General features: G+C 63.4%; 9 protein-coding genes. 4 read left to right on the forward strand and 5 right to left on the reverse strand.

Annotation, left to right across the window (positions count from 1 at the left end; translation table 11 throughout):
• Window positions 1-99: 99 nt before the first annotated feature.
• The 5 genes from RQ865_RS05040 to RQ865_RS05060 form a co-directional block, all read right to left on the reverse strand.
• Window positions 100-1581 (reverse strand): serine/threonine-protein kinase, encoded by a 1482-nt coding sequence (locus tag RQ865_RS05040; RefSeq protein ID WP_311478027.1) that lies wholly within the window; start codon window positions 1579-1581, stop codon window positions 100-102.
• 10 nt (window positions 1582-1591) lie between these two features.
• Window positions 1592-3937 carry a transglutaminase domain-containing protein gene (locus RQ865_RS05045; RefSeq protein WP_311478028.1) on the reverse strand — a complete coding sequence of 782 codons (2346 nt, stop codon included), beginning with the start codon at window positions 3935-3937 and terminating at the stop codon, window positions 1592-1594.
• A 35-nt stretch (window positions 3938-3972) separates the two neighbouring features.
• Complete coding sequence (locus RQ865_RS05050; protein WP_311478029.1) at window positions 3973-5184, reverse strand: DUF58 domain-containing protein; 1212 nt, start codon at window positions 5182-5184, stop codon at window positions 3973-3975.
• A gap of 53 nt (window positions 5185-5237) precedes the next feature.
• Window positions 5238-6206, reverse strand: a complete 969-nt coding sequence (locus RQ865_RS05055; protein WP_311478030.1) for a MoxR family ATPase — start codon at window positions 6204-6206, stop codon at window positions 5238-5240.
• Between the two features lie 69 nt (window positions 6207-6275).
• Window positions 6276-12233 carry an Ig-like domain-containing protein gene (locus tag RQ865_RS05060; RefSeq protein WP_311478031.1) on the reverse strand — a complete coding sequence of 1986 codons (5958 nt, stop codon included), beginning with the start codon at window positions 12231-12233 and terminating at the stop codon, window positions 6276-6278.
• A 481-nt stretch (window positions 12234-12714) separates the two neighbouring features.
• On the opposite strand from RQ865_RS05060, the gene RQ865_RS05065 reads away from it, so the two are divergent.
• Genes RQ865_RS05065 through RQ865_RS05080 form a run of 4 tightly spaced genes read left to right on the forward strand, consistent with a single transcriptional unit; the run spans window position 12715 to window position 17360 of the window.
• On the forward strand, window positions 12715-13473 hold the full coding sequence (locus RQ865_RS05065; RefSeq protein WP_311478032.1) for a hypothetical protein: 759 nt from the start codon (window positions 12715-12717) through the stop codon (window positions 13471-13473).
• Window positions 13474-13506: 33 nt separating this feature from the next.
• Entirely contained in the window at window positions 13507-14997 is a 1491-nt protein-coding gene (locus RQ865_RS05070) for a hypothetical protein (protein ID WP_311478033.1), read from the forward strand.
• A 26-nt stretch (window positions 14998-15023) separates the two neighbouring features.
• Window positions 15024-15812: a hypothetical protein gene (locus tag RQ865_RS05075; RefSeq protein ID WP_311478034.1), complete on the forward strand. Its 789-nt coding sequence runs from the start codon at window positions 15024-15026 to the stop codon at window positions 15810-15812.
• Window positions 15813-15824: 12 nt separating this feature from the next.
• Window positions 15825-17360 (forward strand): FHA domain-containing protein, encoded by a 1536-nt coding sequence (locus RQ865_RS05080; RefSeq protein WP_311478035.1) that lies wholly within the window; start codon window positions 15825-15827, stop codon window positions 17358-17360.

Consider the following 17360-nt stretch of genomic DNA (forward strand, 5'->3'; position numbering starts at 1 on the left):
CGACTCGCCCTGCGAAAGCTTTTCGCAACTTATCGGTCATCGCCGCAGACACGGTGGCGCAAGACTGCCGAGATACTCCGGCAACTGGTCGCTGAACGACTATTGCGTCAAGCAGGCGCGCTGGCTCGGCGACACCTGCCCATCGGCACCGCGCACCCACACCTCGATACAGTTCGAGCCGCTGACAATCGGGAATGTCACCGAATTGTTTGCCGTCAGCTCGATGATTGTTTCGTGCCCTGCCCGCTCAACGCGGTAGCCAAACGGTTTTCCGCTCATCTCGGCAACATAGTCGGGGGCCTGCCAGGTAGCCACCACATCCTCACCGTTCACCGTCAATTTGAGTTCCGACACCTGGGGCACGCTAGTTGGCACGACGTCTTCGGTGCTGCTCTGGTTGCGACTCTCGCCTGCCGGTGCGACAGTCCAACCACCGCCCCGCAAGAGCGCAAACATCAGCACCCCGGCCACAAGCACCCCGGCGGCAATCGCCAGGGCGTTACCTACCACCGATGCGCGGCGCGGCGCGGCCGCCCGCACTGCGTTTTCGCCGTCGGTGCTGCGCTGCAGCGAGTCTGACAGGTGGCGCGCCATGGGCTGATCTGAAAAGTCGAACGCTTGCTGCCGGGTGGTTGCCGCGCTGATGACCGATACGGGGCGAATGCGGGTGGCGTCAGGGTCGTCTGCGAGTTCAACCGCGGCGCGCCCCTCGCGCACCGTGCCGAACGAGCGGATCTCGAGTTCGGTTTCGGGAATACCGAGTTCCCGCTGTTGCTGTTGCAGCATCCGACCAAAATCAGCCGCTGATGGTCGGCTCGCCGCATCCCGCGACATTGCCCGTAGCAACAGTTGAGCTACCGAATCGGGCACATCGCGACGCGCGATAGCACCGGCCGGTGCCGAAAGCACTCGCGCCACCAGCGCGCTGCGGGAGTTGTCGCCGCCGGGGATCTCGAACGGTGAGCTGCCCGCTAGCCACGTCCAGATTGTCGCCGCGAGCGAGTAGACATCTTGCGCTGGCGACACCGTGATCTTCTCGTAGTGCACCTCGGGTGCGGCCCAGGGCACCGATAGCCCACCCTCGCCGGGGCGCATCGGCAGCCCAGTGGCACCCGAAATACCAAAGTCGGTGAGCACCGGCGCACCAAACTCGGTGACGAGGATGTTTGCCGGCTTCACATCCCGGTGCACAATCCCCACCGAGTGCAGCGTCGCGAGCGCACCGGCCATAATGACCCCGTATCGCAGCGCGTCTACGAGACTCAGGGTGGTTCCGCCGCGCTCCCAGATCGGTGGTCGACAGGCTTCGAGTGCCATCCATGGCGCACCCGAATCGGTGCGGCCGGTGGCGTAGAGCGAGACGATACCGGGATGCGATGACACCTGCGCCAACACATTGGCTTCGCGGCGAATCGCGGCGGCCGCTCGCGGCCCTTCCTGCTGACGCAGCACCTTAATGGCGACATCCCGCTTGGGAACGTGCTGGCGATACAGGTGCACATCGGCGCTGCCGCCACGTCCGAGAAACTCTCGCCACGTGTATCCAGCAATCTCTGGCCCCTGAGGGCTGGCGGTAGCCACCTAGCGCTCCTTACTCACTGTTCCGGTGCCGGCCACGCGGTTTTTCGGCACGGTTCCGGCGGTGTCGTGATTTGAGCGTACGCCACGACATCCGGATGCGGTACCGCTGCCACGGCCCCTCGGGCGCGAGTGCGTGGCGCAATCGTCGTTCGGCGTCCCAGGCACGATCGTTTTCAGACTTCGTTACCGGCTGGCCCGAGAACTCGGCCGCTCCCACCTCACCCGCGAGCGCGAGTGCCGTACCGCCAAGCTGCCGCTGTGTTTCGAGCAGCTGGGCGTGTTCGAGCACAGTACCGGCCTTGTTCGGCACAAACCCCGCATCAATCGCGTAGTCTTCGGCCTCATACCAGGCTGCAAGCACACCACTGCGCCCGTGATAACTGCGCCTGCGCTGTCGACGCCACACCTTATAGAGCGGCACACCGAGTATCGGCACCAGCAGCAGCAACACCAAGAACGATGCGCCACCCACGGCAAACCACGGGAAGGGTGCCCCCGGTTGCACCGGATCATCGATATCGCGATCTTCATATTCGGATGGCAGCTGCGGGGGTTCTTTCGGCGGTTCTGGCGGCTGCAACACCTGCGGCCGTGGCACCGATTTGGGTTCGGGCAGCTCGGTCTGTGGGGTGTGGTCTTTTGGTGGGGTCGGATCGAACGGCACCCAGCCAACCTGTTCGAACTCAACCTCAACCCACACGTGCACGTCGCTACCGTGCAGCACCATCTGTGTGCCGGTGTAGTTCTCAGGGTAGACACCAACCACCACGCGGGCGGGAATACCGAGGCTTTGCGCCGCAAGCGCCATGGCGGTGGCGTATTGCTCGTCGTCGCCGATCATCTGTTCACCATCGATCAGCTGCGAAATGCGGTTGTTGTTGTGACCGGGGGCTGAGGGGTATTCGAGACCGTTCGCGTAGTAGCCGGTGTCGCGAAAGTGGCGTTCGAGTGAGCGCACCCGGTCGATCGGTGACGACGCGGTTGCGGTCACCGAGGCGGCAAGACTTGGCAGGTTATCGGGCAGCTGCTCGGCCGCACGAATAGGTGATTTGCCGAACTCTAAACCGCTGAGTTGAGCTTCTGACCAGCCCGGTTCTACCCAGCCGCTCTGCTCGATTCGCATATTTTCGGGTGACGGAGCGGCGGCCACTGCCGATTGCAGATTAACGTCATAGAACAGTGAGGCAGACGCCGCGCTGTCTGAGAGATTCACCTTTTCGACATGCCCCAGGCTCGGCACCCAGCGCGAAACCGGGCGGTGCAGATCGATTGCGATGTCGTAGTCGCGGGCTGCTGGATTTCGCTGTTCTTCATCCGCGCGTGAAACAACCTCCCCGATCTGCCGGAAGCCGTGGCCCGCATCGGGTTCGGAGATTCCCCAGCGCACACCGTCATAGTGGTCCATCGCGGCGAACCGGATGCGGCCGTCTTTCGGGAGTCCAGAAACGGTCACGATCGGTTCGTCAACCAGATCGGCGCTCAGGTGCCGGAAGCGTTCGAGCGGCGTTGGTAAATCTTGCACCATGAGTGGCGGTGCCACATAGTGTCGCAACACGGTGCGCGGCGTGGCACCGAGCCACATCGGCGCGATCAGTCCGGCGATCAGCGCGGCCACCGCGATCGTGCCGAGTGTTGCGGCGGCGCGTCGCAGTGGGCTGGCCACCACGCGTCGCCGCTGCTGGCCCGTGTGCACGGTGGTGTGCATTGTCGTTGGTGAGCTGTCGATACTCTCGCCCACATTGCGGGCGGCCACTCGGGCGGCTTCACCAACTGCGATGTCGGTGCCGAGATCTGCACGTCTCCAGCCGGCAACGATCGCAAGCCAGGCGCTCACCGCTGCTACCAGCCCGATTCCCAGCCACAGCGCATAGGGAGCGTAGGGCACCGACCAGGCGGCGCCGATTACGTACCAGATCAGCGGCGGCAGCGTGGTGAGCACTGCTCGGCGGTTCATCGCGGCAAAACCGGCGATCAGTGCCGAAACAAATCCGGTGAAATAGGGCAGTACAGCCGGCCCAATAAAGGGGTATGCGGGTGGTACCAGGGTGAGCAGGTCTTTCCATGCGTTTGCGGGCTGCACCACCAGCGCCGTGAGCGTGTTAATTGTCGGCAGGATACCGTCGGGGGTGGTTTGTGGCAGGGCTGCAACCGCACCGAACGCGAAATACACCAGCACCGCAACACCGGCGGTGCTCACCCAGTGCCAGCGCCAACGGGCCGCAACCACTGCCAGCACGATGCCGAGCCCAGCCCCGAATGCGGCAGCTCGCATACCGGCGCCCTGCGCAAACACCGGTTCGTGCGCGAACACGCCCGGTAGGTGCAGCACGATCAGCGCGGTGACGATGATCGCCATGCGCACCAGAGTGAGCGGTGGTTGTGCCGGCCGGTTCACTGCACCATCACCCCGCTAATGCGTCGCAAATCGCTGAGATCGGCGAACGTGAAGCTCGGCGCCTCGGCGACACGCCCGCGCACCACGCGGCCGCCAGCTGCGGTGCGCAGCACCAGCGGGCGCGCCGATAGCGGGACAGTGCGCACGGCGCGCAGCACCTCATCGGTGTCGATACGTTCGCCGGTGATGATCGTGACGGCTGACGCCTGCGGGCGTTCGCGCAGCCCCGCGTGAACGAGTTCGGCGAGCATCGGCCCCTCGGCAACGAACTTGATATCGCTGGCGGCATCCAGCAGCCGCATCGGGGTGACCAACGGCATTTCGGTTTCACCGAAGCGCACCGATGCTGAGCGACCCAGTGAGATGGCTTCAAGCCCGTATGAACAGGCGGCGCTGAGGCCGAGCTCTGCGGCCTCGTCACCGTCATAGGAGCTTTGTCGCAGGTCGAGCACCACGAGATGTTCGCTGCGTCGGGTTTGTTCAAACTCGCGCACCACCAGCCGACCGAGCCGGGCCGAGGTGGGCCAGTGCACGTGGCGACGGTCGTCGCCCGGCGAGTAGTCGCGCAGCGAGTGGAAGGCAATATCCGAGGGCGAAATAGTCGGCGAAATCTCACCCTCAAGATCACGCAGTAGCCCAATTGCTGAGTAGTCGGGTGCGAGGGTGCGGGGATGCACGTACAGCTCGGTTTGGTTCGACAAGATTGTGTCGCGGCTTAGCAGCCCTAGCGGATCAACCCGGGTTGCAGCGGCCGGGCCGAGGGTGAGCACCTGCCTGCGTTCAGTGGGGATAATGAACGGTTCCCGCCAGGTTTCACGTGGTCGCAACGGGGGAACGAGAAAGGATGCGGTGAGCTCGCCCACCGGCACATTGACCACGGTGGCGCGGCTGCCGCGGCGACTGGCGGTCACGGCGAGGTAGGCGACACTCACTCGCCCCACCACCACACGCGACTGTTCGAAATCAACACGCACCCGAAAAGTGACCGGCACAAATACCACCGCGAGGGCGATGAGTGCGATCACCGTGAGAAAGAGCGTGATCGCGGCCGCTTCGACCCACCCCCAGGCAAGCGCGAGCACCAGCGCCCCAGCAAGTAGTGCGAGCGCCGACCAACCAGCCCGGTGGATGACCAGGCGGGTAGTGCGGGTGGTGGCTGACAGTCCCGAGCGAAGCAGTTGCGTGGTTGCGCGCACGGTGTGTGTCATTGCCGAAGTGCGCCCACCAGCACCGTGCCGCGTGGAGCGCATCCGCACGTCGGTCACGCCGCGCCCCGCGTGGGTGGGGTGACGCGGTTGACCGCGTCGGCAAGCACCTTGGCGGCGGTTACCCCGGCAAACTGCGCGTCTGGGTCGAGCACGAGACGGTGCGCCCACACGGGTTCGACCAGGGCTTTCACATCGTCGGGCAGCACATAGGCACGTCCCTGGGCAGCAGCCCACACGCGCGCCGAGCGCACCATGCCGATCGCGCCACGGATCGAGATACCCAGGCGGGTGTGCTCGCTATCACGCGTGGCTTCGGCGAGGTTCGCAATGTAGTCGGTGACGGCCCGGTCGGTGTACACATCGGCAACTTCGCGCGCCCACATCGTCACCGAGTTGGCGTCAATCACCGGTCGCAGCATGCGTGAGCGGTCGGGTGTCGCGGCCCCCGCCAGCACCTCAACGAACTGGTCGTGCGGCGGGTATCCCACGGTGGTCTTCATCAAGAAGCGGTCGAGCTGGGCTTCGGGGAGCCGGTAGGTGCCGGCCTGTTCGACGGGGTTCTGGGTGGCAACCACCATGAACGGACGCGGCGTCAAATAGGTGCGGCCGTCGACGGTAACCTGTGCCTCTTCCATCACCTCGAGGAGCGCCGATTGAGTTTTCGGCGATGCTCGGTTGATTTCGTCAGCCAGCACGATCGACGCGAAGATTGGGCCGTGGTGGAACTCCCACTCGTTTTTCGACTGGTCGAAGATCGTGACACCGGTGATATCACTCGGCAGCATATCGGGGGTGAACTGGATGCGGTTGTGTGGCGCCGAAACCGACGCGGCGATCGCGCGCGCCAGCGCAGTCTTACCGGTACCCGGTGCATCCTCAAGCAGCAGATGCCCCTCGGCAAACAGACTGGTCAACGCTAGCCGGATCACGTGCGCCTTTCCCAGCAGCGCAGTGCCGACGTTATCTACGAGCGCGGCAAACAGCGCCGCAAACTCGCGTGCCCGTTGTTCACTCAGTGCCATGTATCCATATTTCCTGTCTACTCAGTCAAACTTTCTGCGATGCGCGCCGCGCCAAGCGGCCCGCATCGGTTACGAACAGCGGAACTCGCCGGTGGTCACCGCCGCGTGCAATTGTTCGACGTCGGTGTATGACGTTCTTAAACCGGTCCTCTTGTTCATCCTGTCTCGCTTCAATCTTTCTACCTGCTGCGGCCCGTAAACGGGATCGGTGAACGTGCAGGTCACTTCATTCTGTTTGGCGTTGACATCGGCGTAGCTCACCCTGATTTCGTTGCAGGGATGGCGTCCGCCACCGCGACCATCTGGGCAGGGCACGAGTTTGAAACCATATTTTGGCGGCACCGTGCCCGAATAACTCTTCCCGTCGGAACAGTTACCGTGGTCGTCGCACGAACGGAACTCAACTTCGACAGTCTCGCCGGGCTCGGCAGGGATAGACAGGATGCTGCTTCGCAGTTCTCTGTCGGGTTGGTTGGTGCCCCGGTAGTAGACCTTCACAGTTGCCCCGTTCGCTCCCGATTGCAGATCGACGATGAAGTCGACTGTGGTGGGGGTGCTCGACACTTCGACCGCTGGCGGATTGGGTTTGCCATACACATTGGTTGGCGAAACCGCGCTCACCGCTGGCGACTCATAGACTGTGTTGCCTGCCTTGGCATAGGCACGCATTTCGACCTTGGCGGGATGACCGGCCTCGAAGCCACCGAGTTCCTTCTTGATGCCGTCGTAGTCAACCCACTTCCCCTGCGCCGGATTGTAGAGCTGCAGGCTCAGCCGGGCACTATCAAATCCGCCGCCCGGGTTCGCCGACCCGCCGGTAACCTCCACTTTATTCGGCCCGGTTACCCGCACCTGTGGGGGGTTGGGTGCTGGTGGCTTGGCGTAGGGTGTGATCTCTTTCGATCGCACCGGGTCTGAGCCGCCATATTCGGTGATCTGTTGCACGTCGACCCAGAATGGCGTGCCGAGCGGCACTTCAATATTGGCCTCGCTGCGCGGTGCTTGCACCTCGTGCGACTGGCCGTTACTGAACGCCAGCTTCGCACTGGTCACCTCGCGCCCATTACCGTCGCCGTAGGTCCAAGTGACTTTCACCTTGGCGCTATGCGAGTCGGTTTCGACAATTGTGGCCGTTACGTTGCTCACCCGGCCCGGTTTGCCGAATGGAATTGCCTGAGCGCTCAGGTCTGACGATTCTGAGGGCTTTTCTGACGAGTTGAACGCCTGCACCGATGCCTGATAGGCGACGCCGTTGTTGAGGTTACGGAACGTTCCCTCAAGCGCGCCGTTTGCCGGGATGCGCAGCTTCTGCTCGCCCGGGTGCAGGGTGACGACATATTCTTTCACCGGCGACCCGAGTGATTCGGTTGGCAACACCCGCACATCGATGGCACCGTCGCGCGGCCTCAGCTGCGGCGGTGCGGGGCGGCCCGGCTGCACATCCACGAGCACCGGCGCCGACCATCCCGATGGCTCAGATTCGCCCACCTCGTTCACCGCGGTCACGCTGAACTCGTGTGTGCTGCCGTTTTGCAGATCGGTGACGAGGCACTCGCTGGTGTTGCAGGTGGTGGTTTCGCCTGTGCGTGTGGTGACACGAAACTCGGTAATTGGCGCGCCGTTATTGTCACCGGCAGTGAACTTCACCAGTACGCTGCCGGGGCCAACCACTTCGGCGCTGATGTTCTTCGGCGGTTCGGGTTTATCGCGCACGACCACCCGCACCACCCCGGTGACCTGTCGCGCGGGGTCACCGGTGGCGTCTCCCACGACATATTGAATCGTGAAAGTGCCGAGCATGTCTTGGCTGGGCGTGACGCTCATGGTCGTGCCCTGCACATCCACCGTGCCCTGGCCTCGCGTAATGGTCGGCGAACCGATCACGGTAATCGGCTTGTCGGGGAACGGGTTAATCAGATAGCGATCAAGGTCGATGGTTTCGGTCTTGCCCGGCTGCCCCGTGTTGATCACCACATCAGACACCTGGATGAGCGGCCGGTTAGAAGAGATCGCGCTCACCGGAATCGAGCCCGATACCGCGCCGTGGCCATCATCCACCTTGATCTCAATCGCCCCGAGCGGCCCGACCGGTTGTGGCTCAATGAGTTCTACCGACATATTGCAGCCGTCAAGGCCCACTCGCAGGGTGTTGGGGAATGTACCCAGGCGGTAGTCGAGATCTGCACTGGGGGTGCCATCGGGGTCGGTAACCATCTGACAGATATTCGCCACGGTTGGTCCTTCGGCTGCCGCCACTGAAATTGGTGACGGCCGAATCTCGGGCGGCGCGTTCTTTTCGGCGGTAACCACAATCGGCACGCTCAACGTGGCGGTTCGTGTTCCCCGGTCGGAGTCGAGATTGCCGTCAGCAACCTCAAACGACACCACCGAGTTGCCGCTGAAGTCGGCAGCGGCAGTCACCTGCAGCTTGTTGGCACCGGCAGCCACATCAGCCACCGTCAGCCCGCGCCCAGCCTGAACGGATGCGGGGTCGGTGATGCTCGCTTCACGTCCCGGACGAACCGTAACCACACGCTTGAGATCAATTTCAATGGTCTCGCCAGCGCGCATCGTCATCGGCACAAGTGCCTCGTTGATGCGGGGACGTTCTACCTTGGTGCCGGGAACGGTCACCACCGCAAACCCTTCGAGGCCGTCGGCATCCCGCACGCCATATACAACCAGGCGCCGCTGTTCAGACACCGGGATCAGCAGCCGTCTACCGTCTACCTCTACATCGTCAGCCGTGGTGAACAGCTCGAGTGCGTCGCGGTCGCCATCGGGGTCGATGTCATTATCCAGCACCGAAACCCGCACGACGCCACGCTCGGCTGCATCCACTTCTTTTTGCGTGACGATATCGTCTCCTGGCTCGGGAGCGCGCAGTGGTGCGTCGGGAGTCACGTGCACGCTCAGCCGCGCGTAACTTTCGCCGCCACGGCCATCGGTCACGCGGTACCCGACTGTGATCGTGGTCTGCTCGGCCGGGGTTTCGACCCGAATCAGCCGCTCAGACGCGGTTACCTTTTCGGGGTCGACCCCAACCACATCAACCTGGTCGGGAAGAATTGCGATCGGGTCGCCGTCGGGGTCGCTGTCATTTGCCAGCACATCCACGCTGATCGACCGCGAGGGGCGCACCCGCACACTGTCTTCCACCGCCACCGGTGGCTGATTCACCGTGGCTGGCGGAGCCACGCCCACACGCACCCGGGCGGTGGCCTGTTTACCGAACCTGTCTTCGACAATGTAGGTGAAGCTGTCGGTGCCGGCTGCGCCCTCATTGGGTGTGTAGTTGAACCAGCCGGCGCCGAGGGTTGCGGTGCCCATTGACGGCACCTGCTGCACTCCAACCAGTGATACCGAATCGCCGTCGGGGTCAATACCGGTCAGCGGCACCGGGATGCGCGTGGTGCGGCCGGCCACCGACCAGGCGGTCAGATCGCTCGGTTGCGGGGCCGAGTTCGCGGCCTCGTCATCACCGACCACTTCGATCAGCACGGATGCCGACGCAAAGTTGCCGACTTCATCCACCGCGTTATAGGTCACCCGGTAGCTACCGGTTTGCGTTCCGGCGTGGAATCGCACCTCGCTGCCGGTGACAAACGCATGCCCGACAGTTTTGGGAATTTCGTGAACCAGCTCGGGGTCGACGCGAAGCCGCAGACCGTTCACCGAGCGGTCATTGCTCAGCACATCCACCGCTCCCACATCACCAACGCGCACCCGCAAGCGGTCGTTTTCGGGTTCGGGCGGCACGCTGATATCGCGGTCGCTGGTGGGCACCACGTGCACCTCAGCGGTGGCCGTGTCTTGGCCGTTCGATATCGTGTATTTCACCGAAACGGGGCCGGTGAGTGTCGCGCTCGACTTCACTCGCAGCAGGTGGTGGTCGACCAGCGACACCACCACGGGGCTGCCATCGGGCACCGACACCGATTGCACCACGAGCACGCCACCGCCCGGATCGAAGTCGTTGTTGAGTGGCGCAACCAGCGTTGAACCGCCCGCAGGCAGCAGCGCGAGGTCATCTTGCGCTACTGGTGGCGCATCGGTGTCTGCCGCCACCACATCGATGCGAATGACGCCGGTAGACGATGATGGCCCGTCGGTGACAACATAGCTGAGGTAGTAGCTGCCCTTCGCCGAGGCTGAGAAATCAAAGGTGCCGTTCTCGAGCGATGGCTGCACCGAGGTGCCCGGCGGGGCTGCCGAGATCGACACGAGCGAGAGCCGGTCGCCGTTGGGGTCAACGTCATTATCGAGTGGCGCCACGGTGGTGGTGGCGTGTTCACGCACCACCACGAAGTCGCCGTGCGCGATGGGTGGCGCATTCTGGGCGGGCCGCACCTCAACGTTGACGCGCCCCTCGCGGGTTGCTTTACCGTCTGACATCACCACGGTCACTTCGCGGGTGCCCGGTTGGCCACTGAGTTCGGTGATCGAAAGGGTGCCGTCCTCACGGAACTGCACCTGAAGTTCGTCAGGAGCTTTAACGGCCTCGAGATAGAACATGTCGCCGTCGGGGTCTACCCAGTCGGGGGTCACGTTGTAGTCGACCGTGGCGCCGGCGGCGACCACCACGTTCGGCACCCGACGCTGTTCGGGCGCATCGTTCTCGTTGAATGGCCGCACCGTCAGTTTGACTTTCGCGGCCGCGGTGCCACCGCGGCCGTCTGCGGCCTGGTAGGTGAAAGTGTGCACGCCCGATGCATCCGCTGGCACCGAAACCTGCAGGGCTGCGCCACCGCGCGATTGCTGCACCCGTAAACTGGCGGGCTGCTCGGTGACGGATGCGGTGAGTAGATCGCCGTCGGGGTCAGAGTCGTTCATCAACACCGGCAGCTGGGTGCTCGAGCCGGGGCGCACACCGAACTCGTCATCCTGCGCCACTGGCGGCTTATTTTCGGCCTTGCGGTCGGGTTCGGCCACCTCGTCGTTGAGCTGTGGCGAGTCTTCCTGCTCTTCTCGCTGGTTGAGTTCGTTTTCGATCTCATCCCAGTTGTCGATGAGCACCATATTGTCGTCGGGCAGCCACACCGACCCCTTGCCGATATCGTTCAGCACGATCACATTGCGGTTCACCCGAAACTCGGGTTGTTCGGCGGTGGTGAGAGTTTCGACGCGCTGGTTCTTGGTGCGCGTTTCGTCATCACACCAGCGCAAGAAGTTACCGCTGCCCGACCATGCACCGTAGGCACAGTCACCCACCACTGCGGGGCGCGCGGCGGTGCCGGCCTGCTGCTGGCTCGGGGCCATGGATGTGGTATCGCCGTTATTGAGGTTGATGCGGTAGAGCGTTGTGGCGTCGGCGGCCACTACCTCATCACTTTCGGGGCCGGGCAATTGCACTTCGACCTGCGCGCTCGGCAGTTCGACGGTGCGCCCGCTCGGCAGAATGACAGTTCCGGCGGTGGTGTCGAACACCACCGGTTTATCACCGACTACGGTGAGTTGAATGTCGTGGCCCGGGGTCAGCGCCTCGACGGTCTCAGTTTCGACCACGTAACCGATGCCCTCTCGGGCGATGCGCACAATAGTCTGGTCTTGTGCTGAGGCGGCGTAGAGCGTGCCGTCAACGCCACCGGCGACAACACCGTCTGCTGACGTGGCCGGCAGTGCGGTCTGTGATGTCAGCTGGGTTGAGCCGAGTTCGGCCACCGGGGCTGCCCACAGCTGGCCGGTTTCAACGTTGAGCAGCACCGACTCGTTGGCGCCCTGCGCGGTGCGGAATTCAAACTCTGGGGTGTTCGCGGTGCCCATCACAGTGTTGGCAATATCGATTGCTGCAACCGAGTTTGATGTCTGGTCAACCAGCAGCACATCTCGCTCCGACTGCGTGATGTCGAAGGCGCTCGATTCAAGCTGCATCCATGATTCCATTGTGCGGGCGGGGTAATTGAGGTGGCCAACCAGCCCCGATTCACCGTTGGTTACCCACACACCGCCCTCGTTGAGGTCGACGCGGGCTTCGGGGATGCCAGGGTGGGCGAATGCGAACCCACCGATCGTGAGCGCTGCGACCAAAGCGATTGCGGTTGGATAACCTTTGCGCCAACGTCTGCGACGTCGCGCAGTGATCTGCCGACGGGTCAGTGGTTGTGTCGCCCTGGGGAAGAGATTGCGAAGTCGTGCAAGCGATTGAGCAACCACTGTCAGAACTCCCACGATGACGGCAGACAAACTTTTTGTGCACTGGGCGCACAAACGCTCAAACTAGCAGTTAAAAGTAACGTAGTCAGTTAACAGACGGTTTCACTGCGCCGCAGAAACTGGGCTGAGAACTCGCTGCCTGGCACGTATCCGCTGCGGTGGGCGGGTTCTTGCGCTGTCTAGACCGAAAGTAAACGGCCGGAGTCTGCCAGGGAAACTCGCCTCAGTATTCAATGCTCTACCCTGTTGGACGGTTCATGGCGGTATCGCAGGCAGTGGCATCCGTGTTGCCCGCCCGGTGTCGCCAGCAGGTCATCGTGTTCGCCTTGGGAGCAGCGGAGAGATAAGAAACAGCATGAGCGACAACATTGATTTCGAAAAGATGATGTCGGAGATGGCTCAGTTGCAGCGCGAGTTCGACGAGTCGGCACGTGCGGCGCGAGAGTCGATGCGACAGTTGGTTGCCGTGCAGCGGTTTGGTGGCGCTGCCGAGGTTATCGACCCCGAGCGGGTCGTCATCGTGGCAGTGGATGCTGCGGGCGCCCCCGAGCGCGTGCAGGTTGATAGTGCCTGGCGCGACTATTACAGTGCCGAAGAACTTGCCCAGGTGATTGCCGGATGTGCGCAGTCGACCGATGTGCAGCGCCAACAGCAGGCTCGCGAGTACCTCGATGAGCACCCTGAAGCGCTCGATGAAATCACCGACGCCGATGTGCAGGCGGCGCTGGGCGGCGACTCGGCAGCTGCTGGCGAAATCGGCGACCCGGCAGAGACCATCATCGATATGCTCGAGCGTCTCCCCGACCTCACTGATGAGGCGTTTGCCGAGGTAGATTCGCAGGCGCTCGCTGAGCCTGATCTCGAGAATCCGGTGCAGATCTTTGCCGTTGCCGGGATGCTCGGCATGATCCAAGTTTCCCCAATGTTCATCGAACGTGCTACCAACGTGCAGTTGAACGCGGCGCTTGCACAGGCCGTGTACGACCACAACAACCCCAGCGAAGACGGAACAACCGACGAGCAGAGCACAAAGGCAAAGCTCGACGTGTTTTCGGCGCGGTCGCTTGCAGCAGCACGATTGCTGCTCTCCTCAGTGCAGAATCCGAACGAGTAGTCCCAGCAGTCAGGTTGTAAGGAGCCTAACAACATGTCGCAAGAGCAAAACCGCCGCAGTACCACAGCACCCGCTGTTGGGACTCCCACAGCCGCGGCTCCCGGTGGTACCGAAGCAGAGCACAACCAGGCAGTTGAGGCCGAGATCGGCCTGCCACCAACTACCGGCGTTCCCGCCGAGTCGCACGAAGTCGACTCGGGCGCCACGATGAGCGTTGACGGCAAGGTTCCGGGGGCGAGTGAAGGTGCTGGCGACGCTGCCGGCGGTGGAGTTGGTGGCGGCGACGTCGCTGGTGGCGGGGCCCCATCGGGTGCACTGACAGGCGAGGGCATCGCCAATGAGGCCGTCGTTAGCGGCGAACTCAAAAAGGATGGCAGCGCCGCGGATAACGAGCCGCAGGTGTTCGTTGACGACAACGGCAACACCATCATCTCAATCGATGCCGACGACACCGTCCCGCCCGAACTGCAGGCCTACCTCGACAGCGTCAAAGACAAAACTATTAGCGCGAAGCCCGCTGAGGGGGATGCGGACGGCATCATGGACCGTTCCAACGTCGACTTTTCACTGAACAACTATCCGATGCCCCCGACCGGCATGCCCGGAGATTTCGGCGCATTCCCCTCGATGCCCGGATACGGCTTCGGCTCGGGTGCATTCCCCGGCATGGGTGCGTTCCCCGGTATGGGTGGCATGCCGGGTATGCCTGGTATGCGCAACGTGCCCGGCTATGGCCCAATGGCGGGGCCGAACGGCGCGGCACAGCCGGGGGGCGGCACCGAGCCGCAGGTGTTCGTTGACGACAATGGCAACACCATCATCTCAATCGACCCCAACGACACCGTCCCGCCCGAACTGCAGGCCTACCTCGACAGCGTCAAAAACAAGACGATTTCGGCAAACCCCGGCGCGATTCCCGCGGGGGCTCCGCTTCCCGATGCGGCGCCCGGCGATTCGACAATGCCCAGCATGCCCGGCGGCCCGGCAGCCCCGTCCGGTGGCCCAGCAGCTCCGTCCGGTGGCCCGGCAGCTCCGTCCGGCGGCCCGGCAGCCCCGTCCGGCGGCCCAGCAGCCCCATCCGGTGGCCCAGCAGCCCCGTCCGGCGGCCCAGCAGCCCCATCCGGCGGACCATCGACCGGCAACACCCCAGCCAATGGTGCGCCCGGTGCACCGAACGCACCCAAGACCCAGGCCCGCCCCGAGCAAATCCAGCGCGAAACCGGCGACTGGGAACCGCCTCTCGAGCGGCTGGCAGAGTCGGCACCGATTGCATCCCAGTGCGTTTTGAACGGTGTTGAAGCCGGTATTTTCTTGCCCGTCCGCGACATCAATAACCAGCTGGCAGAACTGTTTGAGAACGTCTCGAACACCGGCCGGGCCGAGTTTCAGAACGTTATCGACGGAATCGATGAGTTCGTTACCAGCCTCGAGTCAACCGATGAGACCGGAGCCAACCGTTTTGGCGGTGTTAACCCCGACCCGAACTACGCGTACCCCGGCGGTACCGCTCCCAGCGCCCAGTAGGCATAAGAGTAAAGGTCTGAATAGCTATGTTTATGCAAACTCCAAACCTGATTGTTGAGCGGCGAGACGAGATCCTGCCGAACGCCGAAGGCGTGCTGGGCACCCTCAATGGTGTCGTCGGCCAAGTGCAGGGGTGGGTGAGCCAGGGTGTCAAAATCGTCGAGTCGATCTTTGGACCCAACCCCATCACCAGTTTGCTGAGCAAGATCATCGATGCCGTCAACAAGTTTCTCGAGATCGTAAATAAGCTTCGTAAGCTGGTCGAGAAGCTCGTCGAGGTAATGCGCGGCATCCTAATGCCGTGGCTGCTGCCCAGCTACGCCAAACGCTGGTACAGCATCTCGGATAACTATCAGCAAGCCGCCACCGGCATCGGCCCGCAAGGTCTCCGCGCCCCCGGCAACACCGACTGGACCGGCCAGGCAGCCGTGCAGTACCAGAAGGTCGCTGCCACCTACTCTGAGGCCGCCAGCTTCGGTAGCGAAACCGCCAAAGCTCAGGGCGAGCGGCTCGACGAGCTGGCAGAAAAAGGTCAGGCGTATTACATCAGTATTGGTGGCCTGATCGTCTCCGTTATCACCACCGTCGTCGCAGTGGCTACGGCCACCGGCACCATTGTCGGCATCCCGGCCGCGGTCGTTGAGGCAGCGCTGGCGCTTCCAGGGCTCCTCGCCGCGTTTGCATCAGCCATCCAGAGCACCTACGACCTGGCAAGCACCATGGCCTCAGAAATGAACCAGATTATGAGCGCCATTACCAGTGCACAGCAGTACTTCCCCGGTGGCGCCTGGCTGCCGCTCGCCCAGGTGGGGTAGCATCCAGAACTTGTGAACACACAACAACCACCTCTCGGCATCTCCTATCTCCCAGGACAGGGAACGCTGATAGTTGCCGCAGGGGCGCAGATACTGCTGAGCCCGAATTTCACCGGCTCGGGCCAGCAGTTACTGCGGGGATTGTTGTCGGGCCAACCCGCCCGAGCGCTGCTGGATGAACTGTGTGCCACCGATCCTGAAGCATCGGTGGCTGCGGTGCTGGTGACCCCCGGCGACACGAGTTTCATGCTGCGCGGTCAGGCGCGCGTCGTGGTAACCACCGATCGCGGCCCCCTCAGCGCCCTCCCCGACCTACCCACCGGCCCCGATCAGCTCAGTGGCTGGTCGGGCGGCAAGCTCGTCGCGATCCATGGCTGGCGGATCACTCTTGACACCGAAACCCCACCCGTATCCCCAGAACCCAGCGATGAGTTCGTGAGCGCGGGCGGCACCGCCCCCTGCAGCGAAGCCTGGTTTGGTGATGTGATCACCTTCGAAGCACTTTCTGAGGTGGATGACGACACCATCCTCGACCCGGTACCCGTGACACCGCCCGAAGCACCTTCACCCACCGGCGCCATTGACGCGGTGCGAATGGAACCCATCACCTCCGACAGCCCCATTGCTGCCGCAGAGTCGGTCGCTATCGACGAACCGATCACTGCGGCCGAGCCGGTCTGCGCCGACGAACCGGTCGCCCCGGCCGAGCCGGTCGATGCGGATGCGCCGGTTGCTGCAGCCGAGCCCGCCACGGCAGCACCAGCAGCCAACAGCGAAGTGGATGACGACACCATCCTCGACCCGGTACCGGTGGCGCACCCGCAAGCACCGGCGGCCTCCGCAGCCGCGCCACCATCGGCCGAGATGCCGCCGCTGCCACCCCTTCCGGCGCTACCGGCCGAGCCCCAGCATCCCGAACCCCAGTCGCCAGCGACTTTCGCGCAGCCGGCCGAAGAACCCCAGCAGTCATACTTTCCCGAGACGCCCTCTGCAGACGAGCCTGAGGCCGACTACGTGCCAGGGTCGGCAGCGGCGCAGATTGCGGCTGCCCAGGCGGCCGTTTCGGAAGCGACTATGCCGAAGCCCGCAGCACCCTCCGCTCCTGCGCAATCGGCGCCCGCCTTTACGCCGGCACCGACACCAGCACCAGCACCAGCCGTACCGCAGCATCCGGCCGCGCTCGCCACCGAACCAGAGGTGACAGGCGAGCCCACGTTTGTTCCCCGCCTCATCTCGAACCACGGCCACACCGTGCCACTCGAGCATCCGCAGGTTATCGGCCGAAAACCGAGTGTCGACCGTGCGCCCGACCCACACAATGCACGGCTGATAGTCGTGCCATCACCCAACGACGAAGTTTCACGCTCGCACTGCGTGGTCGCCTACGAACACGGCAGTGTGCTGGTGTGGGATCTCGGCTCGGCCAATGGCACCCGTGTACTGCGTAGTGGCAGCATCCCCGAGCAACTCAGCCCAATGATTACCGTGCCGATCGCGCACGGCGACATCATCGATTTGGGCGACGGCGCCACCTTCTGGATCGATTAG

It is taken from the genome of uncultured Gulosibacter sp. (assembly GCF_963509965.1).
Lineage (GTDB): Bacteria > Actinomycetota > Actinomycetes > Actinomycetales > Microbacteriaceae > Gulosibacter.